The 23,447-nt window shown below is 60.0% G+C and carries 24 protein-coding genes; 15 read left to right on the top strand and 9 right to left on the bottom strand.

Annotated elements, in window-relative coordinates:
• The first annotated feature begins 304 nt into the window (after window positions 1-304).
• From NW848_RS00340 to NW848_RS00305, 8 genes are all read left to right on the top strand, one after another.
• Window positions 305-877 carry a Uma2 family endonuclease gene (locus NW848_RS00340; protein WP_414508307.1) on the top strand — a complete coding sequence of 191 codons (573 nt, stop codon included), beginning with the start codon at window positions 305-307 and terminating at the stop codon, window positions 875-877.
• A gap of 18 nt (window positions 878-895) precedes the next feature.
• Window positions 896-1,468 (top strand): Uma2 family endonuclease, encoded by a 573-nt coding sequence (locus NW848_RS00335; protein ID WP_414508306.1) that lies wholly within the window; start codon window positions 896-898, stop codon window positions 1,466-1,468.
• Window positions 1,469-1,780: 312 nt separating this feature from the next.
• Window positions 1,781-2,074 (top strand): Uma2 family endonuclease, encoded by a 294-nt coding sequence (locus NW848_RS00330; RefSeq protein WP_011429059.1) that lies wholly within the window; start codon window positions 1,781-1,783, stop codon window positions 2,072-2,074.
• Window positions 2,075-2,262: 188 nt separating this feature from the next.
• Complete coding sequence (locus tag NW848_RS00325) at window positions 2,263-2,898, top strand: hypothetical protein (RefSeq protein WP_414402828.1); 636 nt, start codon at window positions 2,263-2,265, stop codon at window positions 2,896-2,898.
• A gap of 96 nt (window positions 2,899-2,994) precedes the next feature.
• Entirely contained in the window at window positions 2,995-4,584 is a 1,590-nt protein-coding gene (locus NW848_RS00320) for a glycosyltransferase family 39 protein (protein ID WP_011429058.1), read from the top strand.
• 244 nt (window positions 4,585-4,828) lie between these two features.
• Entirely contained in the window at window positions 4,829-5,011 is a 183-nt protein-coding gene (locus tag NW848_RS00315; protein WP_414402829.1) for a hypothetical protein, read from the top strand.
• Window positions 5,012-5,019: 8 nt separating this feature from the next.
• Window positions 5,020-5,277 (top strand): CRISPR-associated endonuclease Cas2, encoded by a 258-nt coding sequence (cas2, locus tag NW848_RS00310; protein ID WP_240527297.1) that lies wholly within the window; start codon window positions 5,020-5,022, stop codon window positions 5,275-5,277.
• Between the two features lie 393 nt (window positions 5,278-5,670).
• The gene (locus NW848_RS00305) at window positions 5,671-7,551 is read left to right on the top strand and encodes an AMP-dependent synthetase/ligase (RefSeq protein WP_414508304.1); all 1,881 of its coding nucleotides are present in this window, start codon (window positions 5,671-5,673) and stop codon (window positions 7,549-7,551) included.
• Here the strand turns inward: NW848_RS00305 and NW848_RS00300 are convergent.
• The gene (locus tag NW848_RS00300) at window positions 7,548-7,868 is read right to left on the bottom strand and encodes a hypothetical protein (RefSeq protein WP_011429055.1); all 321 of its coding nucleotides are present in this window, start codon (window positions 7,866-7,868) and stop codon (window positions 7,548-7,550) included. The two genes, NW848_RS00305 and NW848_RS00300, sit on opposite strands and share 4 nt — an antisense overlap.
• Before the next feature lie 220 nt (window positions 7,869-8,088).
• On the opposite strand from NW848_RS00300, the gene NW848_RS00295 reads away from it, so the two are divergent.
• A complete protein-coding gene (locus tag NW848_RS00295) occupies window positions 8,089-9,414 on the top strand; it encodes a (Fe-S)-binding protein (protein ID WP_414508303.1) in 1,326 nt (441 codons plus the stop codon).
• Here the strand turns inward: NW848_RS00295 and NW848_RS00290 are convergent.
• The 3 genes from NW848_RS00290 to pstS form a co-directional block, all read right to left on the bottom strand.
• A complete protein-coding gene (locus NW848_RS00290; protein WP_011429053.1) occupies window positions 9,411-10,379 on the bottom strand; it encodes a DnaJ C-terminal domain-containing protein in 969 nt (322 codons plus the stop codon). The two genes, NW848_RS00295 and NW848_RS00290, sit on opposite strands and share 4 nt — an antisense overlap.
• Window positions 10,380-10,577: 198 nt before the next feature.
• On the bottom strand, window positions 10,578-12,464 hold the full coding sequence (dnaK, locus tag NW848_RS00285) for a molecular chaperone DnaK (RefSeq protein WP_414402832.1): 1,887 nt from the start codon (window positions 12,462-12,464) through the stop codon (window positions 10,578-10,580).
• A 249-nt stretch (window positions 12,465-12,713) separates the two neighbouring features.
• On the bottom strand, window positions 12,714-13,796 hold the full coding sequence (gene pstS, locus NW848_RS00280) for a phosphate ABC transporter substrate-binding protein PstS (RefSeq protein ID WP_414402833.1): 1,083 nt from the start codon (window positions 13,794-13,796) through the stop codon (window positions 12,714-12,716).
• 458 nt (window positions 13,797-14,254) lie between these two features.
• Here pstS and speA point away from each other — a divergent pair, with 458 nt between their 5' ends.
• Window positions 14,255-16,180: a biosynthetic arginine decarboxylase gene (speA, locus tag NW848_RS00275; protein ID WP_414508302.1), complete on the top strand. Its 1,926-nt coding sequence runs from the start codon at window positions 14,255-14,257 to the stop codon at window positions 16,178-16,180.
• Between the two features lie 249 nt (window positions 16,181-16,429).
• Here speA and NW848_RS00270 read toward each other — a convergent pair whose 3' ends face one another.
• The 3 genes from NW848_RS00270 to NW848_RS00260 form a co-directional block, all read right to left on the bottom strand.
• Window positions 16,430-16,675 (bottom strand): GlsB/YeaQ/YmgE family stress response membrane protein, encoded by a 246-nt coding sequence (locus NW848_RS00270; RefSeq protein WP_414395007.1) that lies wholly within the window; start codon window positions 16,673-16,675, stop codon window positions 16,430-16,432.
• A gap of 342 nt (window positions 16,676-17,017) precedes the next feature.
• A complete protein-coding gene (locus NW848_RS00265; RefSeq protein ID WP_414402923.1) occupies window positions 17,018-18,322 on the bottom strand; it encodes a metallophosphoesterase family protein in 1,305 nt (434 codons plus the stop codon).
• A gap of 118 nt (window positions 18,323-18,440) precedes the next feature.
• Window positions 18,441-18,692 carry an RNA recognition motif domain-containing protein gene (locus NW848_RS00260; RefSeq protein ID WP_011429047.1) on the bottom strand — a complete coding sequence of 84 codons (252 nt, stop codon included), beginning with the start codon at window positions 18,690-18,692 and terminating at the stop codon, window positions 18,441-18,443.
• Between the two features lie 379 nt (window positions 18,693-19,071).
• Here NW848_RS00260 and NW848_RS00255 point away from each other — a divergent pair, with 379 nt between their 5' ends.
• From NW848_RS00255 to def, 4 genes are all read left to right on the top strand, one after another.
• Window positions 19,072-19,248, top strand: a complete 177-nt coding sequence (locus NW848_RS00255) for an NblA/ycf18 family protein (protein WP_011429045.1) — start codon at window positions 19,072-19,074, stop codon at window positions 19,246-19,248.
• Window positions 19,248-19,574 (top strand): DUF2499 domain-containing protein, encoded by a 327-nt coding sequence (locus NW848_RS00250; RefSeq protein ID WP_011429044.1) that lies wholly within the window; start codon window positions 19,248-19,250, stop codon window positions 19,572-19,574. Before NW848_RS00255 ends, NW848_RS00250 begins: the two co-directional genes overlap by 1 nt.
• 3 nt (window positions 19,575-19,577) lie before the next feature.
• Window positions 19,578-19,889, top strand: coding sequence for a DUF3593 domain-containing protein (locus NW848_RS00245; protein ID WP_011429043.1), 312 nt, complete (start codon window positions 19,578-19,580; stop codon window positions 19,887-19,889).
• 459 nt (window positions 19,890-20,348) lie between these two features.
• Window positions 20,349-20,945 (top strand): peptide deformylase, encoded by a 597-nt coding sequence (gene def, locus NW848_RS00240; protein ID WP_099812609.1) that lies wholly within the window; start codon window positions 20,349-20,351, stop codon window positions 20,943-20,945.
• Between the two features lies 1 nt (window position 20,946).
• On the opposite strand, the gene NW848_RS00235 is transcribed toward def, so the two are convergent.
• Window positions 20,947-21,300 (bottom strand): hypothetical protein, encoded by a 354-nt coding sequence (locus tag NW848_RS00235; RefSeq protein WP_011429041.1) that lies wholly within the window; start codon window positions 21,298-21,300, stop codon window positions 20,947-20,949.
• Between the two features lie 223 nt (window positions 21,301-21,523).
• Here NW848_RS00235 and cbiD point away from each other — a divergent pair, with 223 nt between their 5' ends.
• A complete protein-coding gene (gene cbiD / locus NW848_RS00230; RefSeq protein WP_011429040.1) occupies window positions 21,524-22,642 on the top strand; it encodes a cobalt-precorrin-5B (C(1))-methyltransferase CbiD in 1,119 nt (372 codons plus the stop codon).
• Window positions 22,643-22,782: 140 nt separating this feature from the next.
• Here the strand turns inward: cbiD and NW848_RS00225 are convergent, their stop codons facing one another.
• On the bottom strand, window positions 22,783-23,283 hold the full coding sequence (locus tag NW848_RS00225; RefSeq protein WP_414402925.1) for a choice-of-anchor J domain-containing protein: 501 nt from the start codon (window positions 23,281-23,283) through the stop codon (window positions 22,783-22,785).
• Window positions 23,284-23,447 lie beyond the last annotated feature (164 nt).

The raw sequence follows: 23,447 nt of genomic DNA, 5'->3' as shown, positions 1-23,447 counted from the left end.
GCTAGGCTCAAGACTCACAAGCCGCAGGGGTTTTGGTTGCAAAAGCTTGACCGAACTACGGAAACCGGCGGATTAAGAAAGTCAGCAGAACCTTGGGGCTTTGCCTTCAGGAACTGTCCAGAGGCGCTTTGACAACGCCGTTACGGGTTCTTTTGTGGACTGCGTAAGAATCCCCCGCCTTTAGGCGGTGGGAGTGTCAACTTCCTCCCCTCTGGCTGTGGGAGAGGGGCTAGGGGTGAGGGATCCAAAAGACTACAATAGCGCCAGCCCATCCTCAAATCCTCTAAACGGGATCCCTAAGGCCGTGATCTCCCTCAACTTACGGCCCAGCCTGGAGTTGACCGATGAAATCTTTGAACAGCTCTGCCGGCAGAACCCTGAGCTGCGCCTGGAGCGCACCGCCAAAGGGGAGCTAGTGGCCATGGCCCCTGTCAGCAGTGAGAGCGGACTTCGCAATGCCGACCTGCTGGGCCAGCTCTGGCAGTGGAACCGCCGCACGAGCTTAGGACTTGTCTTCGACTCCTCCACGGGTTTTGCCCTGCCCAACGGGGCTATTCGCTCTCCCGATGCCGCCTGGATTGCCAAGGAGCGCTGGCAGCAGCTTACTCCAGAGCAGCGCCGCCGCTTTGCCCCCCTGTGTCCGGATTTTGTCCTGGAATTGCGATCCCCTTCCGACGACCTGGCTGCTTTGCAGGCCAAGCTGCAGGAGTACCTCGAGAACGGATCCCAACTGGGCTGGCTGATCGACCCGGAAAGCCAGCGAGTTTACGTCTATCGCCCCGGCCAGCCCGTCCAAGTTCTGGAGCGCCCAGCTTACCTAGAAGGGGATCCCGTCCTCCCTGGCTTTGTTGCCGATCTCACCCTAGTCTGGGAATAGTTCCCAGGGAACTTGCCTATGATCGCGCTTAACCTACGGCCCAGCCTGGAGTTGACCGATGAAATCTTTGAACAGCTCTGCCGGCAGAACCCTGAGCTGCGCCTGGAGCGCACCGCCAAAGGGGAGCTAGTGGCCATGGCCCCTGTCAGCAGTGAGAGCGGACTTCGCAATGCCGACCTGCTGGGCCAGCTCTGGCAGTGGAACCGCCGCACGAGCTTAGGACTTGTCTTCGACTCCTCCACGGGTTTTGCCCTGCCCAACGGGGCTATTCGCTCTCCCGATGCCGCCTGGATTGCCAAGGAGCGCTGGCAGCAGCTTACTCCAGAGCAGCGCCGCCGCTTTGCCCCCCTGTGTCCGGATTTTGTCCTGGAATTGCGATCCCCTTCCGACGACCTGGCTGCTTTGCAGGCCAAGCTGCAGGAGTACCTCGAGAACGGATCCCAACTGGGCTGGCTGATCGACCCGGAAAGCCAGCGAGTTTACGTCTATCGCCCCGGCCAGCCCGTCCAAGTTCTGGAGCGCCCAGCTTACCTAGAAGGGGATCCCGCCCTCCCTGGCTTTGTTGCCGATCTCAGCTTAGTTTGGGAATAATCTGCCCCGAGCTGCCCTCTTTTTCCACCAGCCCTTAACCGATGGCTATCAGCAACCACGAACTTGACACTCCCACCGCCTAAAGGCGGGGGATTTTGACGCAGTTCAAAAACGAACTCGCAAAGGCGCTGTCAAGATGCCTCTAGATAGTTCCTTGAGGCAAAGCCTCAAGGTTTTGCTTACTATCTATGATCGCGTAAGCGGGACGAAGTCCTTACAAAAGTTCGTTTTTGTTTAGCGTTGCGTAGCGGAACAGCTTACCTCCGAGGAGCGCCATCGCTTTGCCTTCCTAGGCTCGGATTACGCTCCTCTGTGGACGATCTGGTTGCTTTGCAAGCCACGCTGCAGAAGTACCTCGACAACGGCGCCCAACTGGGCTGGCTAATTGACCCGGAAAGCCGAAGAATCTACATCTATCGTCCCGGCCAGCCAGTACAAGTCCTGGAGCGCCCAGCTTATCTGCAAGAGGATTCTCTGGCTTTGCCCTGGATCTCGCAACCCAACTCTGCTCTCAAAATGAGCAAAGCTCTGTATTCCGGAAAACGGTCAAGTATCACACCAGCAAGCAATAATGAGGGCAAGGCCCAGGGATCCCGACGGAGGTAAGCCTATAGGGATGAGATGTGTAGAGCAAACCCCCAGCAAGCGCGTTTGTCTAGAGCCTGGGGTTCCGCTGGTGGCTGCTGGCGTTATTTTCTTTGTGGCGCTGGCTTTGTGTTCCCTGATTTGGCTTTTTCAGGGGGGATCGCCGTTTCACTTGCCATCGGCTTGATCAGGATACAGTCACCTCTGAAGTGGTCTTTCAACCACTGCTGCCTTTACCAAAACAGATCGAGTTTTATTATGATGTAAGAGGAGCCCGAGTCAAAACTGAAACTCGAACAGACTCCGAAGGAGACGAGACAACCTATTACTACGTTACTCTCATAACTCCTGCAGGAGAAACAAAAGCTTGGTCAGCCGCCAGCGAGAGCGACGCTCGACAACTGGCAACCAAGATCCAATCGTTTCGGATGAGTGCAAAGAGTCAGCTCTTGGTGGCCAGCGATAGTTTTAACTCAGGAGATTTGTTTGCTGCACTTCTACTTTCTCTCCCAGCAGGAATGGTAGGTCTATCGCTAATACCTAAGCTAGGAAGCCGTCGGCTGACCTTTGACCGCTCCTTCTACCAGATCTTGGAGGAGCACCTCACTCCCTTTGGAATAAGGGGGCGGAAAGCTTATTCCTTCAGAGATGTTCAGCAAGTTGTAGTTGAGAGGTCAACAGATTCCGATGGCGATAGTTATTTTTCGGTGAAGGTGAATTTGGCATTGGGAGAGCCTTTATTGTACCTAGGCTTTGGTTCTGATGATAGCAAGGCAAGGGCGGAAGCAGAGCAATTGGGCCAGCTTTTGGGGTGTCCGGTAAAGCTGCCGGAGGCAACGTCTTAGGCTCAGTTTATTCTGAGCCCCCACTTGGTTTTTTGGGGACAAGTCTGGCCAAAGCTGAGACAATAACACCTGTCCACACGCTCAAGGGGATCCCCTGTGCTGCCGAAAGCTGCTCTGTGGATTTTGGGCCTGGGCCTGCTTCTGCGCTGCTTGGTGGCTGCTCTGTTGCCACCGGGCTTTGACGAAGCCTACTACTACCTCTACACCCGCCATCTGGACTGGAGCTATTTTGACCATCCGCCGCTGGTGGCCTGGACAACGGGCTTGGGGCCTGTTTTGACGGGGCAGGTGTCGGCTTTTTCGATTCGACTGGGATCCCTGCTGGCCTACACCGGCTCTTCCCTGTTGCTTTACCTGACGGCGACGCGGCTTTTTTCGCCACAGGCGGGGCTGATCACCCTGGCAACCATCAGCATCGCCCCCATTTTCTGGATTGGGTTTGGGGTGCTGACCCTGCCGGATAGCCCGCTGATGGTGTTTACGGCGGCAACCCTGTGGGTGGCTGCCCAGGAGTTTTTTCCGGCTCCCTTGGCGGAGGGGAAATTGGGGGTCTATGGGGCAGCGCGCTACCGACCGGGGCCGCGGCTGGCGCTGATTGGGCTCTTGGTGGGGCTGGCCTGCCTGGGCAAATACCACGGCCTGGCGCTGGGGTTTGGCCTGGTGCTCTTTTGTCTGCTCAGCCCGGCCCACCGCTGCGCTCTTCGGTCGGGATGGGCGCTCTTGGCGGTGGTGGGGTTTTTGGCGGCCTTCAGCCCCGTTTTAATCTGGAACACCCAACAGGATTGGGTCTCCTTCCGCTTCCAGGGGGGGCGAGCAGTGCCGGAGGCAGGGTATCAACTGCAGGAGCTGGGGCTGACGGTGCTGCAGGAGATGGGGTACCTTTTCCCGACCTTGGGGATCCCTCTGCTGGGGCTGAGCTTGGCCGAGGGTGGGCGGGTGGGGCTGGCGCTGGTTCAGGGAAGACGCCTCACGGATCAGGAGCTGAAACAGCTTTTAATCTTGGCCTGTGGGCTGCCGCTGGTGTTGGCTTTTACCTTCATGGGAGGCTACCGGCCCATCCTCCCCACCTGGCCCATGCCGGGGTTTTGGGTGCTGAGCTTGCTGTTGGGATCCCGCTGGGAACGGTGGCCAGGAGCAAGGCAGCTCTTGGCGGGGACGGCGGTGGCAGTGGGCCTGTTGGTGGCAGTGGGGCTGGCCCATGTGCGCTACGGCCTCCTCCAGGATCCCGGCGGGCTGGGCCTGTGGCCGGTGGAACGGGATCCCTCGACTCAGCTGATTGACATCGAACAGTTGCGGCGGCAGTTTCAGACGGATCCCCGCTTGGCCCAGGCTCTTGCAGAGGCGGATTTTATCTTCACCAACGTTTACTTTTTGGGCGGGCAGATCGGCATGGCCTTGGCGCCGCTGACGGAGAAGCCCCTCACCTGCCTGGATGAAGATCTGCGCGGCTTTGCCTTTTGGTCCCAACCTGAAGACTGGCTGGGCAAAGATGGGCTGCTGGTCACCTCCCAGCTGTTTTGGCCAAGAGCAGGGATCCAGGCTGTCTACGGCACCTACTTTGAACAAATTGAGCCAGTGGCAGAGGTTCCCCTGCGGCGGGCGGGCGCGGTGGCGCAAACCTTTCAGGTGTACCTGGCTCGGCAGATGCGCCAACCCTATCCCCGTCCCTACTCCCGCTTGCGCTAGCAGCCACAGCGAGATACCTTTGGGTTCAACGCAAGAAAAGACAGTCTGGAGAGCATTAGGCAAATTTTGGGCAGCAAGGTTATTCGGTTGGATCTCTAGGAAAGCATACTGGTACTTTGACGACGAATCTAAGGGCATCTAGGCCGAGGCCTTTGTGAGAGGGATGAGCGAAATGCTGGGTAAGCCAACTCATCAAGGCCGGCTTGCTCACCCCGGAAGACTGCGAGCCGTCGCCGGATGGAGCATGGGATCCCTGGCCAAAAAGCTGTTTTTGGGTGAGCTGGAGCGCCGCTTCTGCGAGCCTTTGCTTTACCCTCCGCAATCGCGTCGCCTAGCCCTGAGCCAAATCGTGCTGGAGCAAGCCCGCTGGCTGGGCCGTTGCCTGGTGAGCAGCAACCTAGAGTACGAAGCAATGGAGCTGCGCTGAGGCTATGGTTGGTTTGCTACGACGTGGTGGACGATAAGCGCCGACAACAGTTGGCCAAGCGCCTGGAACAGTGCTGCCAGCGAGCGCAATACTCCGTTGTTGAATGCCCCCTGGACACTGCCGAGCTGGAAAAGTCGTGGCTGCCTCTGCTCAACCTCGAGGAAGATAGCCTGCAGGCCTACCCTCTGGATGCCACCGCCAAACGACGTACCAAGGTCTTCGGCGGGCCTCTCCCCTACGAGCCGCCGGACTACCTTATTTTGTGAGGTTCTCAGCTTAGCCGAGACTGTAAAGTTTTGGGGCCGATCCATCGGGGGGAGCCATTGCTAGCTTTTTTTGCGGGTGCCATAAGATCTAGTAGCTTTTGCCGGGATTGGCGGGAAAATGCAGCATGACGTCCCCAAAAGAGCGAATTTTCTGAGTTGCGCTTATTCGGGGAAGCGAGGTTAACATCTGTGGCGGGAAGTCTCGGTACTTCCTCGCGAGCGCACCTTGAAAACCTCATGAGTTCAGGCTTTTCCGGGAGTAGGGTTGATCCCTACCTTTTCCCCGCAAGGGGAAGGGGTTGGATTTGGTGACAGATTGAGAACTGTCCTGGGGGTGTCTTGGGAAAAAGCCCAAGTTTACTAGACTGTAAATGTGATTTAGGGTACAGATTTATGACTACTGTCTCCGCTGCTGCTACCCCCGCTGGGACGACGCTGCTCGACATCTGGCAAGTCCTGGCCGAAAAGTTTGCCGATTACACTGCCCTCAGGGATCCCCATGCCCAGCCGGTCTTTGAGATTTCTTACGGGCAGCTCTTTCGCCGCATTCAGATCTTGGCTGCCGGTTTGCAGGCTTTGGGCATTCGGCCTGGGGATCGGGTGGCCATTTTTGCCGACAATTCCCCCCGCTGGCTGATGGCAGATCTGGCCACGCTGTTTACGGGAGCGGTCAATGTGCCGCGCAGCGCCGTGGCGGATCCGGCGGAGCTGGGCTACATTTTGCGCCATTCCGGCAGCACCGCTTTGATTGCCCAGGATGCGAAGACCCTAAGCCGGGTGCGGCCGGTTGTGCAGGAGCTGGGCCTGGAGCGGCTGCTGTTGCTTTCCGATGAAGAAGAGCCGGGGGTATTGAATTTTTCTCAGTGGCTGCAAAAAGGCCGGGAGCGCCGCTACGAGCCGCCGCGGCTGGAGCGATCCCAGTTGGCCACCATCATCTACACTTCCGGGACCTCCGGTCAGCCCAAGGGGGTGATGCTCAGCCACGGCAACCTCATGCACCAGGTGGAGAACTTGGGCGCGGTCGTACAGCCCCAACCGGGGAACAAGGTGTTGAGCATTCTGCCCACTTGGCACTCTTATGAGCGGGCTTGCGAGTATTTTCTCCTTAGTCGCGCCTGCACGCTGGTCTATACCAGCCCCCGCTTTATCAAACAAGATTTTCAACAGGAGCAGCCCCACTATCTGGTGGCGGTGCCCCGCATCTGGGAGACCGTTTACGAAGGGATCCAGCGGCAATTTAAGGAAAAAAGCCCCCTGATGCAGCGGCTGATCCGCACCTTGATGGCGGCCAGCGAAGGCTACGTGCTCGCCGGGCGGATTGCCGGCAACCGGTCGATTTTACACTACGGCGTCAGCCCGTGGGTGCGCCTGGGGGCCCGCCTGCAACAGGGGCTGCTCTGGCCTGTCCACCGCCTGGCCGATGCGCTGATCTACCGCAAGGTGCGGCAGGCTTTGGGCCCCAATTTTCAACAGGCCATCAGCGGCGGCGGATCCCTGCCCGCCTACCTGGATCTGTTTTACGAGGTGGTGGGCATTTCCATCCTCAATGGCTACGGCCTCACGGAAACCTCGCCGGTGCTGTGCGCGCGGCGTCCTGACAACAACGTGCGCGGCACGGCGGGCCCCCCCTTGCCAGGGACGGAGTTTCGCATCGTGGATCCGGAGACGCGGCAGCCGTTGCCCCCTGGCGAAAAAGGGCTGATCCTGGCGCGGGGGCCGCAGGTGATGATGGGCTACTACAACAATCCGGAAGCGACTGCCAAGGTGCTCAGCCCCGACGGCTGGTTTGAAACAGGGGATCTAGGCTGGCTCACTCCCGACGGCCAACTGGTGATCACCGGCAGGGCCAAGGACGTGATCGTGTTGCTCAACGGCGAAAATGTCGAGCCACAGCCACTGGAAGATGCCTGCCTGCAATCTCCCTACATCAGCCAGATTGTGATCGTCGGGCAAGACCAAAAGAAACTGGCCGCCCTCATCTACCCCAACCTCGATGCCCTTAAGGCTTGGGCCGCTGAGCAAGGGATCCCGGCTGCGGAGGCCGAGCTCTTGGGCCACCCGCAGGTGCGCACGTTGATTTTGCAGGAGGTGCGGGCCCGCATCCAAGAGCGTCCTGGCTACCGGCCCCACGAGCAAATTGCCGACTTCCGCTTTTTGCCAGAGCCCCTGAGCGTGGAAAACGGCCTCATGACCCAGACGCTGAAAATTAAGCGTAACCCGGTGGCCGAGCGCTACGCCCACCTCATCCAGGAGATGTATCCGACAGGGAGCTAAGTTTGGGATCCCCGCTGTTGCTCCAGGTAGCGCCGGAAGGTCTCCGGGGGAATGGCCCCCCGGTAGGCGCCGCAGTAGTAGAGGGTGAGCACCGCCTTGTAGGCCCAATCGGTCGGCACCACGTCTGGGAAGGGGCTGGGCAAGGTGTCTGCCTGGTTGGCGGCGCAGGCTTGCAAGATCTGCTCTGTAGTGAGCTGTTCGGCCAGATCGGGGGGCAGCTCCCGCAGGTTGGCCTGGGCAAAAGCCGCTCCAGATAGGCTCAAACTGGAGAGAGCTGCCCCCACAAGAGCTGGGGTGAAGAGGTGTTGCACTTTCATTGGGAAATGAACGACGAGGAGAAATCGGCCGGGTATGTCCCTTCTCTAGGGTAGTACGGACGAAAAGAGCGTTTGGATCTGGATAGAAGTCTCAGACGCTCTGTTCCCAGATTAAGATGCAAAAAACCCCGGAAGCAAAAGGAGGGGACAGGATCCCCGAACGGCCAATTCTCTCTTTACGGGGGTGATGAAGTGTTGAAAGCGCGATAGGTCGAGGCCGATGAGCTCATCCAAAAGGCCGAGTTTTGACAGCCTGGATCCGCCGGATCCAAAGCTAATCGATGCCTGTGTGCACTGTGGGTTTTGTCTGACCACCTGCCCCAGCTACCGCGTCCTCGGCAAGGAGACAGACTCGCCGCGGGGGCGCATCTACCAGATGGACGCCCTCAATCAAGGCCAAATCTCTCTCTCGGCAGCAGTGGTTTCCCATTTCGATACCTGCCTGGGCTGTCTGGCCTGCGTTACCGCCTGTCCTTCGGGGGTGCGCTACGACCGGCTGATCGCCGCCACCCGCCCGCAGATCGAGCGCAACCACCGCCGCAACCTTTGGGATTGGCTGTACCGCCAGTTCATCTTCTGGCTCTTCCCCTACCCGGCGCGGCTGCGGCCTCTGCTCTGGCCCCTTTGGCTCTACCAAAAAATGGGGGTCGGCGCCTGGATCCGCCAAGGGCTGGCGAAGGTCTCCCCGCGCCTGGCGGCCATGGAATCCCTCTTGCCCCCTCTTGAGGTGGGGCAACTGCTGCCCAAGCGCTACCCGGAGCGGATCCCGGCGGTGGGCGAGCGCCGTTTTCGCGTGGGGCTGATTCTTGGCTGTGTGCAGCGCCTGTTTGCCCCCCAGGTAAATGAGGCCAGTATGCGCGTCTTAACCCACAATGGCTGTGAGGTGGTGATCCCGCCTGTCCAGGGCTGTTGCGGAGCCTTGCCCCACCACCAAGGGCAATTGCAGCAGGCGAAAACTCTGGCCCGCCAGATGGTGGATGCTTTTGCTGTCTACGACTTGGATGCCATTCTCATCACTGCCTCTGGCTGCGGGCATACGCTGAAGGAGTACGGCCACATCCTGGGTGAGGATCCCCACTACCAAGAGAAAGCAGCCCAGTTTGCGGCCAAAGTCAAGGACATCCAGGAGTTTCTTGCTCAGGTGGGGTTGACCGCTCCTCTCCATCCGCTGCAGCCGGATCCCTTGGTGCTGGTCTATCAGGATGCCTGTCACATGCTGCACGGGCAGCGCCTTAGCCAGGAGCCGCGCCAACTGCTGCGGCAGATCCCGGGCCTGGAGCTGCGGGATCCTGTCGATGCCGCCCTCTGCTGCGGCAGCTCCGGCGTCTACAACCTGCTGCAGCCCGAGGTGGCCGACGAGCTGGGATCCCAGAAGGTGGCCAACCTGCTCAACACCGGCGCCCAGGGGATCGTCTCCGCCAATATCGGCTGCCGCCTGCAGCTCCAGAAGCACCTGCGTCTGCAAGGCAAGGCCGGGATCCCCATTTATCACCCGATGGAACTCCTGGATCGCGCTCTCCGACCGCCCACTCCTCCTTCTAGCTAGAGCTTGAGGGCGGCACGGGGATCATAGGACTGAACCCGCTGCAGCTTTTCGTAGAGCTCCCGCTCCTCCTCCGAAACACGGGTGGGCAAATAGATCTGAACTACCGCGTAGAAATCGCCCCGCTCTCCATTGCCCTTGGGAAAACCCCTCTCTGCCAAGCGCAACTTTCGCCCCGGCTGCATGCCGGGTGGGATCCGCAGCTTCACCACTCCATCCAAGGTGGGCACCTCCACCTGGGCGCCCAAGACGGCCTCGCTGGGGCTGATGGGCAAATCGCAGTAGACGTCAAACCCCTCAAGGCGGTAGAAGGGGTGCTCCTTCAGCTCGATCTTGAGGTACAGGTCGCCGGCGCCGCCGTTGGGTTTGGGGTGGCCTTGGCCGCGCAGGCGAATCCGCTTCCCTGGCGTCATCCCTGCTGGGATGTTGACCTCGAGCACGCGATCCCCGCCCACCCGTAGGCGGCGTCTGCCCCCTTCAAAAGCTTCGGGAATGGTGAGCTGGATGGTGGCCTCCGCATCGTAGTTGGCGTTGCCGGCGGAGCTACTGCTGCGATCCGCACCTGAGTTGCGCACCCGGCCCAGCAGTTGATCGATGAAGTCTTGAAAATCCTCAAATTGGCTGAAATCGACGCCACTGCCAAAACCGCTTCCCCCAAAGTCTTCGCTGAAGGAGCTGTCGCCAAAAGGGCTGCTGCTGTAAGGCTGGCTGTAGGTATCCCGCCGGTAGCGGAACCCGCCCTGCTGGTGGTACTGGCCAAATTGGTCGTATTGCCTGCGTTTGCCGGGATCCGAGAGAACTTCGTAGGCTTCGTTGATCTCCTTAAACTTCTCTTCGGCAGCTTTGTTGTTCGGGTTAACATCCGGGTGATATTTTCGGGCCAGGCGCCGATAGGCCTGCTTGATCTCGTCGGCGGTGGCCGTCTGGCTGACCCCCAAAATCTTGTAGTAGTCCTTGAAATTTTGCATGGAGGCGTCCGCAGGCAAGTCACTGAGAAGGGTCAGAAAACCAAGAGGCCAGGCATCAAGGGATCCCTCCCTCTGACCTGTTGACGAAAAGAGAAAGAGGCGGGCTAGACGCTATCGCCCATCCCGTCCCTCCCCATTATCGATGCTCCAGACAAAGGCGGGATCCGCCCTGCGGGCCCCAGGGGGATCCCATTGTCGTTACTTGCTCTCGGTGAAGTCGGCGTCGATGACGTCGTCGCTGCCGCCGGAGGTTGTCCCAGAGGTGGAGCTGGAAGCGGCGCCGGGCTGCTGATAGAGCTCGCTGCTCATGGCGTAGAGGGCCTCTTGCAGCTCCCGCTCTTTGCTCTGGATGGCGCTGTCGTCGTCCCGCTGGATGGCCTCCCGCAGCTCTCGCACCAGGGTCTCGATTTGGCTGCGCTTGCTGGCGGAGACCTTGTCTCCCAGCTCCTTCAACTGCCGCTCAGCCTGGTAGGCCAGCGAGTCGGCCTTGTTGCGGCGCTCGATTTTCTCGCGGCGGGCGCGGTCTTCGGCAGCGTATTTTTCCGCCTCGGCGATCATGCGCTCCACCTCTTTGCTATCCAGCGTGGAGGCGCCGGTAATGGAAATGCTCTGCTCCTTGCCGCTGCCCTTGTCTCTGGCCGTCACTTTGAGGATGCCGTTGGCGTCGATGTCGAAGGTCACCTCGATCTGCGGCACACCGCGGGGAGCCGGCGGGATCCCGTCCAGCTTGAAGCGGCCCAGGGACTTGTTGTCGCGAGCCAACTCCCGCTCCCCTTGCACCACGTGGATTTCCACCGAGGTCTGCCCATCTTCGGCGGTGGAGAAAATCTCCGACTTGCGGGTGGGGATGGTGGTGTTGCGCGGGATCAGCTTGGTGGCGATACCGCCCAGGGTTTCCACCCCCAAAGACAAGGGGGTGACATCCAGCAACAGCACGTCTTTGACCTCGCCCGCCAGCACGCCAGCTTGGATGGCAGCACCCACGGCCACCACCTCGTCGGGGTTGACAGTTTGGTTGGGCTCTTTGCCCAGCAGCTCCTTCACCAGCCGCTGCACCGCCGGGATGCGGGTGGAGCCGCCCACCAGCACCACTTCGTTGATGTCGGCCTTGGTGAGCTTGGCATCCCGCAGGGCCTGCTCCACCGGCCCTTTGCAGCGCTCCAGCAAGTCGGCGCAGAGGTGTTCAAACTGGGCGCGGGAGAGCTTCAACTCCAGGTGCTTCGGACCATCGGCCGTGGCGGTGATGAAGGGCAGGTTGATGGTAGTCTCGGAGACGCTGGACAGCTCGATCTTGGCCTTCTCGGCGGCTTCCGTCAGCCGCTGCAGGGCCTGCCGGTCTTGCCGCAGGTCGATCCCTTCCATTCGCTTGAACTCTTCGGCCATCCAGTCGACGATCTTCTTGTCGAAGTCGTCGCCACCCAACTGGGTATCGCCGCTGGTGGCCTTCACCTCGAAGACGCCATCCCCCACCTCCAGAATGGAGACGTCGAAGGTGCCACCGCCCAAGTCGAAGACGAGGATGGTCTCGTTGTTGCGCTTGTCCAAGCCATAGGCCAAGGAAGCCGCCGTCGGCTCGTTGATGATGCGCAGCACTTCCAAGCCGGCGATCCTCCCGGCATCTTTGGTGGCCTGCCGCTGCGAGTCGTTAAAGTAGGCCGGGACAGTAATGACGGCTTGGGTGACCGGTTGGCCTAGGTAGCGGCTGGCGTCTTCTACCAGCTTGCGCAGCACCATGGCCGAGATCTCTTCGGGGGCAAATTCCTTGTTCATGCGGGGTGAGTACAACTTGACATTGCCCCGCTCATCCCGCCGCACCTGGTAGGAGACCCGCTTGGCATCGACGTTCAGCTCATCGTACTTGCGCCCGATGAACCGCTTGACCGAGTAAAAAGTGTTCTCGGGGTTGAGCACTGCTTGGCGACGGGCCATCTGGCCCACCAGGCGCTCCCCATCTTTGGTGAAGGCGACCACCGAGGGTGTGGTGCGAGTACCCTCAGCATTGGCGATGACGGTGGGGACACCCCCCTCCATTACGGCGACAACCGAGTTGGTTGTGCCCAAGTCAATTCCTACAACTTTTCCCATCGGCTCCTTGTTCTCCTTTTGTTCAAGACGTGACCTCGGCTACCGCCGCCAGGCTGTATGAAGTAGCTTGGGCAGCCAATCCGTGAAAATTCAGCAGGTATTTAGCCGTTTCCTAGGTCGATCCTAACCAGCAGGGCATCTGGGTCAGGGCGAGAATGCCGCCCATTTCTGGCGACTGGAAGGCAGAACAGTTACGGATCTCCGTACCTGCCGCGGCCTTGCTTCCAGGACCGGTTGGGGCAAGGGCGGCTAGCTCTGGATAAGCTGCAGGGCTTCCAGGCTGCGGGCTACAACGGTTTCGGCCAAGGGCAGGTAGCCCATCTCTGCGGCCAGAGCTTGTCCCTCGCTGAGGGCCCAGCGCAGCACTGCCCGCAGGGCGTTGGCCATGGCGGGATCCCGATACTGGCGGTAGGCCAGGATCCAGGTGTAGGTGACGATGGGGTAGGCCCCCGCGCCGGCGGGATCGGGCACAAAAGCCCGCAGGTTGTCGGGCAGCTCGATTTCGCTCAGGGCCAGGGCCGAGGCTTCCGGGGTGGGGAGGACGAACTCGCCGCGGCGGTTTTCCAGGGCCGCCACCGACAGATCCAGGTCGCGGGCATAGACCGATTCCACATAGCCGATCACCCCTTCGCTGAGGAGCATCTGGGCGCTCATGCCTTCGTTGCCTTTCACCCCAATGCCCACCGGCCACTCCAGGGACATGCCGACGCCGATCTCGGAGGCCCAGGTGGGGTCGATGGCGGCCAGGTGGCGGGTAAAGGTGTCGGTGGTGCCGCTGCCGTCGGAGCGGTAGCAGACGGCGATGTGCAGGTCGGGGATCTCCAGGTCGGGGTTGAGGGCCAAAATCTGCGGATCCCGCCACTGGGTAATTTGGCCGCGGAAGATCTGCACCAACACCGAGCGGGACAGTTTGAGGCCGGAGCGGATCCCGGGCAGGTTGTAGCCGACGGCAATGCTGCCTGCCGTCATCGGGATCATGACCACGCCCCGCTTGACTTCGGCAATTTCGGCATCGGTCATGGCCACGTCGCTGGCGGCAAAGTCCACCGTCTGGTCGATAAATTGGCGGATGCCGGCGGCGCTGCCCACCGGCTGGAAGTTGATTTCGACTTTGGGATCCACCTGGCGGTAGTCGGAAAACCAGCGCAAATACAGGGGAGCCGGGAAGGTGGCCCCGGCCCCGTTGATCAACAAGGTCTCAGCGGCAAGCTGGCTGTCGGCAACAGGGCCAGCCTGCCCAGAACGGGATCCCCTTTGGCAGGCGCTCAGGCCAGCAGCAGCCAGCAACGACAGCAGCATTTCTCGGCGGCGAAGGCGGGGCAGTTGCACCATAGCTGAGGCGCTCCAAGCTCTCCGCCCCGATCCTTGTCTTGCCTACGGAGCCCTGTCAAGGGTGGCCATCCTGAGCTCTGGGAAGCACCAGAGGGGACAACCTTCCGCAAAAGGCAGCTTCTTCCCTCCACCAACTTGTCGCCGATCCTTGCAGGATTCGCTGCGCTCTTGGGCAACAGTTGGGATCCCAACCCCGCTTCTGGATCCAGAGTAAAAAACGAAGCTTGAGCGAGAAAAACAAAGAAAAACAGCGAAAAAAAGAGAACGAGAGAGTTGAGTTCTGCAGCAACTGCAGAGGGATCCTCAGGCCAAAGCCTTATCTGGCAAGGCTTAGCCGGTTTGGGGCCGGATCCCCCCTGCCTTGGAAAAATCTTGACATATCTTGGAATAGGGCAATATATTGTGGGTTCTGTGCAGAAATCCTGCGCTGTTCACATCTCGGTATCTGGGGGACTACTATGCCGACTTTGACTCGTTCTCCCTGGACACTGCGAGACAGCGAAAAGCTCTATCGCATTTCTGGTTGGGGGGATCCCTACTTCCGTATCAACGCCGCCGGTCATGTGGAGGTAACCCCAAAGGGCTCACAGCAGCAGGAAGGGGGCATCGACCTGTACCACCTGGTAACGGATCTGGTGGCGCGGGGTTTGCAGTTGCCTTTGTTGATTCGCTTTCCCGAGATCGTGGCCGACCGCATGCGGCGGATTTGTGAGAGCTTTCAGCAGGCCATCGAGCGCTTTGGCTACCCCAACGTCTACCGAGGGGTTTACCCGGTCAAGGTGAACCAGCAGCGCCACCTGGTGGAAGAGGTGGTCAAGCACGGCCGTGCCTACCACTTTGGCCTGGAGGCGGGATCCAAGCCGGAGCTGTTGATCGCCCTGGCTCTGCTGGATACACCTGGGGCTTTGTTGATCTGCAACGGCTACAAAGACCGCGACTTTATGGAAACGGCCCTCTTGGCCCAGCGGCTGGGGCGCACCCCCATCATCGTCCTGGAACGGCTGCAAGAGCTGGAGCTGGTGCTGCAAGCTGCCGACCAACTGGGCATTGACCCCATCTTGGGGGTGCGGGCCAAGCTGTCCGCCCAGGGCAGTGGCCGCTGGGGCACCTCGGCTGGGGATCGGGCCAAGTTCGGCCTCACGGCCACCGAGATGTTGCAGGTGGTGGAGCGGCTGCGGGAAGTCGGCAAGCTGCACTGTCTGCGCCTGTTGCACTACCACATCGGCTCGCAGATCTCGATGGTGAGCGTGCATGGGCGGGCCGTGCGGGAGGCCAGCCAGATCTACATCGAGCTGGTCAAGCTGGGGGCGCCGATGGGCTATCTGGATGTCGGCGGCGGCTTGGGGGTCGATTACGACGGATCCCAGTCCACCAGCCACTTTTCCCAGAGCTACAGCCTGGAAGATTACGCCGCCACCGTGGTGCAGACGGTGCTGACCGCCCTGCAGCCGCACGGGATCCAGCCGCCGGTGCTGGTGACCGAAAGCGGGCGGGCCCTGATGTCCCACCAGTCGGTGCTGGTCTTCGACATCCAGGATGTCAACGCCGCCAGCCCCTACCCCATGCCCACCCAGCTCACCTCCGATGCTGAGGTGATCCAAAAGCTGAACCAGCTCTACTACGAGATCCGGCCCGAGACCCTGGTGGCCGACTATCGCCGCTGCCAGGAGCTGAAAGAGGCCGCCCTGCGCCAATTTACCGAGGGATCCCTCAGCTTGCAGGAGCGGGCCGAGGTGGAGCGGCTGTTTTGGAACTGCTCCGACAAGATCTGCACCTTGGCCTACGAGCAGTACCAGGCAGGACAGCCCGTGGCTGTAGATCTCCTGGAGCTGGACGAGATGCTGGCCAGCATCTACTACGGCAATTTCTCCCTGTTCCAGTCCCTGCCGGATAGCTGGGCCATCGGCCAGGTCTTTCCCATCATGCCCATCCACCGTCTGGAGGAGGAGCCGCGCCAATGGGCTACCTTGGCGGATCTAACCTGCGACAGCGACGGCAAGATCAACCGCTTCTTTGGCGAAGACGGCCAAATCACCTCGGTCTTGCCGCTGCATGATCCCGACGGGCAGCCCTACCTGCTGGGGGTGTTCTTGGGAGGTGCCTACCAGGAGATCCTGGGGGATCTGCACAACCTCTTTGGCGACACCAACGCGGTGCATGTCCGCACCCGTCCTGGCGGCTATCACGTCTCCCAAGTGATCAAGGGAGACACGATTGCTGAGGTGCTGAGCTGGGTGCAATACACCAGCGAAGACCTGGTGGAAGCCCTGCACCACGCCACTGAAGCCGCGCTACAAAGGGGGCAGATCACTCTAGAGCAGGCTAGGGCGCTGCAGCAGCACTTTGAAGACAACCTGCGGGCCTACACTTACCTGCACCGCTAGCTGCCCCTCTGCCATCCCGGCTTTAGCTCGTGGGGGTGGTGGGGGTAGCTGAGATCTGCGCTGTCCTCAGTGCCGGGAGTAGGTCACGGAAGGGGTGGGCTCTATGGCCCCCTTTTTCTCATTGGACAGCTGCCGGCCTGAGCAGAGGTGCTCCTTACCCGGCAACCTGAGCTAGACACGGGTTTGATCCACAGCCAACCAAAAAAAGCAGCGTCACGCCAGCTATCCCTGCCCGCTGGCAACGTACTCTCAAGCCCGGCGAAGAAAGTTGACCAACGCCAACAAAACCAAAGCCCCAACGGTTGCCATCAACAATTTCCCCAGCAGACCTGTAGCCCATAAGCCGAGCAAGTTAAAAAGGTATTCTCCTACAACTGCTCCGCAAATGCCGACAATGATGTTACCGATCAGGCCAAAACCGTAGCCGCGCTGGATAGACCCTGCCAGCCAACCGGCAATTGCCCCGATCACTAGAGATCTCAGTACGCTTTCCATGCCCTTTGCTCCTTCTTTTCTCGAGACAAATCCACTCCACCTCCAGCTTCTTTCGAAGTCGAGACAGAGCCTGGCAGTGACATGATAACTGCAGGGATCCCTTGCTTTCCACGGCTCCCCAGCTCTACAAAAGGAAAGACTGGCAGGGTGAGATCTGCCAGCCTAGGTTAGTTCCCTGGAAGTGAGCTGAGAGCGTCGTTGCCAACGACTTCAACCCAGTTCCAGTCTCTGCCGTTTCCCCCCCCCTCCCGAAGTGATCCGGATCACGCGGCAAAGGTTCTTTAGAAGCGGCCCTGCTCCCCACCTCTGACCGACAAAGGTCAAAGCAATGGAGGCAGAGCCCTAGAACAAGGGCAATTGCTGCTCTTCCCAGTCGGCGGGGCTTGGAGGATCCACCTCCTCCTCGTTGGCATTCCCTTCCGGCAAGGGATCTGCTGCTTCCGCCAGCAACTGACGGGCAGCCGCCAGCAACTCGTTGCGCAAGGGGGCCAGATCGCTGCGGTCGGCCAGATAGTGCTCCAGGGCCGTCAGGGGCTCTAGACAACTGGGATCCAGGGCCGGCAGGCGAATGCGGCTGGGGCTGACCACGTCTGGGACGAGAGTATAGCTGAAGGCAGGGGCGAGGGCCTGGTGCAGGGTCCGCTCGTCAACGCAATCGAGCTGGTCAGGGCGGAGGCGGTAGATCAGGCGCAGGATGGAGCCGGGTACAGGGGCCTTGGCAATGGCCTCCAGCAGTTTGGCCTGCACCTCTTGGGGGGGATAGGGGGTGAGATCAAGGCGGATGGAGTGAAAGGTGCGGGTGGGCAAGGGCAAAAATTCGTAGCTCGCCCCCGTGGCCGTCACCTCTGCCAACACACAACCTTTTTCCTCTTGTTCCTCCCCAAAGTCGACTCGCTCAATGCTGCCGGGATAGATTACCAAGGGATCCCGACACAACACCTGGTGACGGTGCACATGACCCAAAGCCACGTATTGGTAGGCGGGCCGCGCCAGCAGCGACAGGGGCACCGTCACTCCCTTGCCCACCGAAAGATGCCGCTCCGTCCCGTAGCGGGCTGTATCCACCATCACATGGGCCAACAAAATCGCCGGGATCCCTGGCTGCAAAGTGCGGATCTCCCCTTCCAGAGCCAGATCGAGGCGCTGCAGGAGCTGCTGAGTGAATACTTCGGCATTGAGATCCAGGCTCTCCTGGCGGGCAAGCAGGGTGGAGCGGTTTAGCCAAGGCAAGGTGGTCACCTGCACCGGGCCGCTGCGAGTTTCAATCCAATGGGTCTGCAGCCGATCCCCCACAACGAATCCCGCCACCCCCAGAGCGCGGTAGATGGCCAAGCTGTTGCCCTCTTGCCCCTGCCCGTACTGGTCGTGGTTGCCCACCAAGAGAACGGTCGGGATCCGGGCATCGGCCAGGCGGCGAAATTGTTGGGCAAAGAGCTCTTGGTGCAGCGGCGGCGGCGTCGCGTCGGGAAAGGCATCGCCCCCAAACAGCACCAGATCCACAGCCTGATCGAGGGCATGATCAATGCATAGGCGCAAAGAAGCGACAAAATCCTCCAAACGCGTGTTCAGCCCCGTAGCTGGGTTGATGGAGCCGTAGGCCAAGCCACTGCCCAAATGAATATCGGAAAAATGCAGCAGCTTCACCATCTCAAGCAGCCTTGAAGCCCTTCCATCCGTTGCCCTCACTCCTGCCCGCCGTTTGCCTGCCTTGCCAACTTTTGGATTGGCACCCCACTCGGAGTCAGATGAGGAATCCCCGCTGAAGCTAAGCCTGTCGGCGCGGCCTGGCTCGATCCAAACGCAAAGGTCGGCCCATAAATTCCTGGCCGTTGGCGACGTCGATGGCCTCCTCTTCCTCGGCCTCCGTGGCCAAATCCACAAACGCGAAGCCCCGTGTCTGGCCCGTTTCTCGGTCTATCGGGATTGTAACCGACTTAACGTTCCACCTCTGCTGGAAGAAAGCTGCTAGCTCTTCTGTTGAGGCTTTATAGTTTAGGTTTCCCACAAAAATGGTCATGGCAATTCAAGCAAAGCAAGGCGCGAATCGGAAAGAGCGGCAACCAAAGCTCAAGGTACTTCACTTTTATCACGGGGCCCCGCCTAATCGCACAACATGACAGGATGTAAAGGGATCGCCGCTCAAAAATCTTCGCACTTTCCCATCCAAAATGTGCTTTTGTCAAACTTTACGGGCGTGTACTTTTCCCGCTCCTTTGTTGAGTTTCCCCTCCAGCTCTGGCTCGACCGGTATCCGGAGGCCCTTGTCGTTTTGTTGCAACTTGTTAAACTAGATTGTTAAGATATGTATTGTCCTGCTTGCAGTGCTTGTTGGGAGCAGCGCTGGGATATCCTAGCGCGAGTCTCTCACCTACCCTAAGAGTCTCAAGGTGACGACAATGGAGGAAACGCTAGGTCTCTCTCTGGAGCAAGAATTTCGCCAGCGGGCTTTCGAGACGCTGGTAGCTCGCATGAGCCCTGAGCAGGCCAAGGACATCCTGGTCAAGCTGCACAAGCAAATGCTGTTGCAGGAGGCCACCTACCGCCAGTTGCTGCGCCATTCTCTTGAGGTTTGATGCACGCCCTTTCGTTTCCCACCTGGTGGATTCACATTGCCAGCGTCTTGGAATGGCTGGCGGCCATTGTTTGCGTGTGGCAGTTTGGGGAGCGAACGGGCCGGCCAGAGTGGCGCGGCTTGAGCTGGGCGATGTTGCCTGCTCTGGTGGGGGCAATGTGTGCCATTACCTGGCACTGGTTTGACAACGATCCCGCCCTCAACTGGGTGGTAACTGCCCAGGCGAGCTTGACACTTCTGGGCAATTGCACTCTGGCCTGGGCTGCCTACCGCATTTGGCGGGCGGAGCAGGCGGATCAGTCCCTTGGGAGGAGGGATCCAAGCTAGGCGATGGACAGTTTGTTTGCCCTTTCTCTATTTCCCTATTTGGCCTTCTTGTTTTTCCTGTCGCGGCTCCGCCGGATCCCGCGCCTGGCTTTGATCGGGTTTTGGCTGCTGCTACTGTTTGTGGCCGTCAGCATCCCGGCAGGGTTGTATGCCCAACTGCATTACGGCACTTCCCTGGCCAATGTGGATCCCTTGCATGGGGGAGCAGAGGCTTTCCTCACCCTCTCCAACATTCTGGTGGCCCTGGGCTTCAAGCAAGCCATTGACCAACAGGGATCCCCAGAGGTCGAGGAAGACAGCTCCGAGTTGTATTGACCTTCTCCCCAGTCCGGATTCTTTCTCGCTTGTCGCGAGCTACAGGGGCGGGAGACTGCCATATGTTTGTGGGGGAGGCCATAACCCCAACCTGGACCTAAGCCCAGATACTGACAACGCTGCACCCTCCCCAAACGGGGTGGGGCTGGCGAACATGGCATAGAAGGCGGCTGATCCCCAGCCCCCCTTGCATCCTCCCGTATACGGGGGGAAAGGGGGAGGACGGGGCCTGCGCCGCCAAGGTTTTGGTGATTGCAAACAAGCCCGAGCCAGTCCTTCGGCCCTACCCGCTGCCGAGCCCAAGCACTCCGTGCTGCTGACGCAACTATTCCCAGCTTCTCTGGCAGAGGCAGAGGGGAGCTGAACAGCAGACGCATCGCTTCGGCACGGCTTGGACTGAATGTAGAATGGAAGTCCAGACGGGATGTCTGCTGTTGTTTATTCTGAGAGACCTGCCGGATGGTGGCCACCCTTTCTGTCCCCAAAGCCAAGCTGAAAAACCCGCCTCTGCGCATCCATCGCATGGGTGACAAGGTGCTGCGGCAGCCGGCCAAGCGCGTCAGCCAGGTCAACGACGAGATCCGCCAGTTGGCGCGAGACATGCTGCAGACGATGTACAGCGCCGATGGCATTGGCCTGGCAGCTCCCCAGGTGGGCATTCCCAAGCGCTTGATTGTGGTAGATCTCTATCCCGATAAGCCGGAAGTGCCACCGCTGGTGCTGATCAACCCGGAGATCCGCGAGTACCTCGGCGAAGTTGTAGCCGGCCAGGAAGGCTGCCTTAGCATTCCGGGCGTCTTCTGCGAGGTCATGCGGCCGCAGGGGGTGGTGGTTTCGTTTAAGGACGAAACCGGGCGGCCCCGCACCCTCCAAGCCGACGACCTGCTGGCGCGGGTTATCCAACACGAAATCGATCACCTCAACGGTGTGCTGTTTGTGGATCACGTGGAAAACGAGCTGCTGTTGGATCAGGAGCTGCGCAAGCACGGCTTCCAGATGCAAGATGTGCAGCGCAAAAACAGCACACTTGCCACCCCTCCACCGAAACCTCGCTAGGTCATTGCCGCAGGCGCTGCGCCAAGAGCTGTTCTTCTAGAGCAGCAATGCGGTTGTAGGCAGCGGTTAGCTGGGCGCTCAGGCGCTGGATCTGGGCTTCAGGAGCAAGTTCATACGCCGGGCTGCGGTTGCTTACTACAGGGGGATCCTCCTCCAGCAAAAAGTTGTGGCTCCCATCTTCCACCAAGTCTGAGGTGAGAACGCTGTAACGGGAGGGGGCGGGGGCATTTTTTTTAGCCTCCTGCTTTGCCAGGAGAGCAGCCGCCACCTGCTCCGGCATCCGCTCGATGGCAGCTTTCAGCTCCTGAATTTGCAACTCCAGACGCTCAAAATAGTGCTGCAAGGTTTCGCTCATAGCTGCCCCGGTTCTGACTCTTTACTTTCATTGAAAGAGATAAGTTCTCGCTCCTCCCCTTCTTCCCCCAGATCATTTAACGATTACGCGGTTGGAGCACTAAAGTCGGCTTCAGGAGTTTGCCCTATCAAGCCAGTCCTGCTGGCTGGCGTCGGCCACAATTGAGACAGGCTCTCTCCAAAGTTTTTTCCAGAGCAGGTTCCTCTCTATTTCCAGGCAAAAAATGCAGGATGCGGTTCCCCCCTCGTCACAACAGGGCTATACCTTGCCCGTGTTTGCGGTGGCTGCTGCTAAAGCCGCTCTCCGCCGCCTTCTGGGGATCCCTTTGGAGCAGGACGGCGCTCATCCTGTCATTGCAGTGCAGGTGGAGCCCCAGTTCCCTGATGTTTGCATCCGGATCCCAGTGGAGCAGGTGGCTGCTCTCTCGGAGAACACCGCTTTGGCCATTACCCGTTCGGATCCCGGCCCTCATCTGGATCTCACCCGCAACACGCCGGTCTGGGCCTGGGTGGGCTTGGAGGAACGGGATCCCGCCACTCCGCCTTTGCTCCTGGAAGCGGGAGAGGGGCTGGGGCGGCATGCTGATGGCAGCCCGGCCATCTATGCTTACGCTCGGCGCCTGTTTGAGATCAATCTTTCGCCTGGGATCCCGGATGGGTATCGCCTGCGGGTGCGCATCATCTTGCCGGAGGGAAAACTCTTGGCGGAGCGGACTTCCAATGCGGCGTTTGGGGTGCTGGAGGGACTGGCTCTCTTGGGAACGCGGGCCGAGGTGGAGCCTTCTGCCAGTGCCGAGAGCCTGGAGCGGGCCCGCCGCGAATTGCAACAGAAATTGGCCAACCACCGGCATCTGGCCTTTTGCGTGGGCAGCCATGGGCAGCAGGTGGCCTTGCGGCAAGGGATCCCAGCAGAACAAATTCTACTGGTGGCCAATTGGATCGGGCCGCTGCTGGTGGAAGCGGCATTGCGAGGGGCAGACTCGATTCATTTGATCGGCTACCACGGCAAGTTGATCAAGCTGGCGGGGGGCATTTTCACCACTTCCAGCCATGTGGCCGATGCCCGCCTGGAGATCTTGGCGGCAGCCCTCATCCGCTGCGGGGGAACAGCCGAGCAGGCGCGGCAGGTGCTGGAGCTGAGGACGGTAGAGGCAGCGGTGCAGTATCTGAAGGATCTGGGCTGGGCAGAGCCGGTGCTGCAGGAGCTTTCCCGACAAATCCGCCAGCGGGCGACAGCCTATGTGCAAAAGTATGCCGCTCGATCCCTGCCGGTGCAGGTAACCCTGTTCGATCGCCAGGGCCAGGTCTGCGCTCAGGCGGGGATCCCAGGTCGTCTCGATTGAGACAAGGACGCCGCCACCCTACCCCAATCCTGATATGGCTCCCTTTTCAGGGAAAAAAGCGAGCAAAAGAAAGCTGGAGAAGCAAAGCCGCTCCCCCAGCTCCTGCCCATCGAAGTCAGTTTGGCACTTGGATCCCAGTCCTAATTCCCGGCAATCCTAACCGTATCCACCCGCCAGCGAGTGGCTCTGCCAGAAGTTGTGCCAGAAGACCGATAGCGGAAGGCAATGTAAACACGGCCAGGAGGTTGGATCCCAGATAGAGAAATGTTTCCAGAATCCACAAATTGGCCTGTAGAGGGATTGGGAATCGTCAGGGCCGTCCAAGTGGCTGCCTGCACCGCCGCCGGAGTGCCCGCACCGTTGTAATCGGTGGAGTAAAGAACGCTTAGTTGCGGAAAAGGAACGCCGCTATCGGTAAAGGAACTCTGATTGCGGAAGGTCAGAACCGGGTTGTTGGCCGAAGCCAGGTTCAGAGGCGGAGTAATCAGCCAATCATCACCCGGTTGCTGGCCGCCGAAGGCGTTGGCCTCGGCATAGGAATTGACGCAGCGCCAAGAGCGGGTGGTGTCGCCATCCACATCCACAATCTGCCAGCCAGCGGGAGCGGGGTTGCAGTTGTCAAAGTCTTCGGTTAGAGGCAGGTTAACTGGAGGAGGTGTTGGTGTTGGAGTTGGCGTGGGCGTTGGGGTCGGCGTGGGTGTCTGGGGCGGGATTGGCGTTGGGGTCGGGGTGGGTGTTTACGGCTGGGTTGACGTTGCCTTGGGGGTGATTGTCATGCGGACGTGGACGGAGTCGTGGTCCGTAT

The organism is Synechococcus sp. RC10A2 (assembly GCF_047502605.1).
The sequence above is the reverse complement of the archived record's forward strand: the minus strand, read 5'-3'. Positions and strand labels throughout refer to the sequence as shown.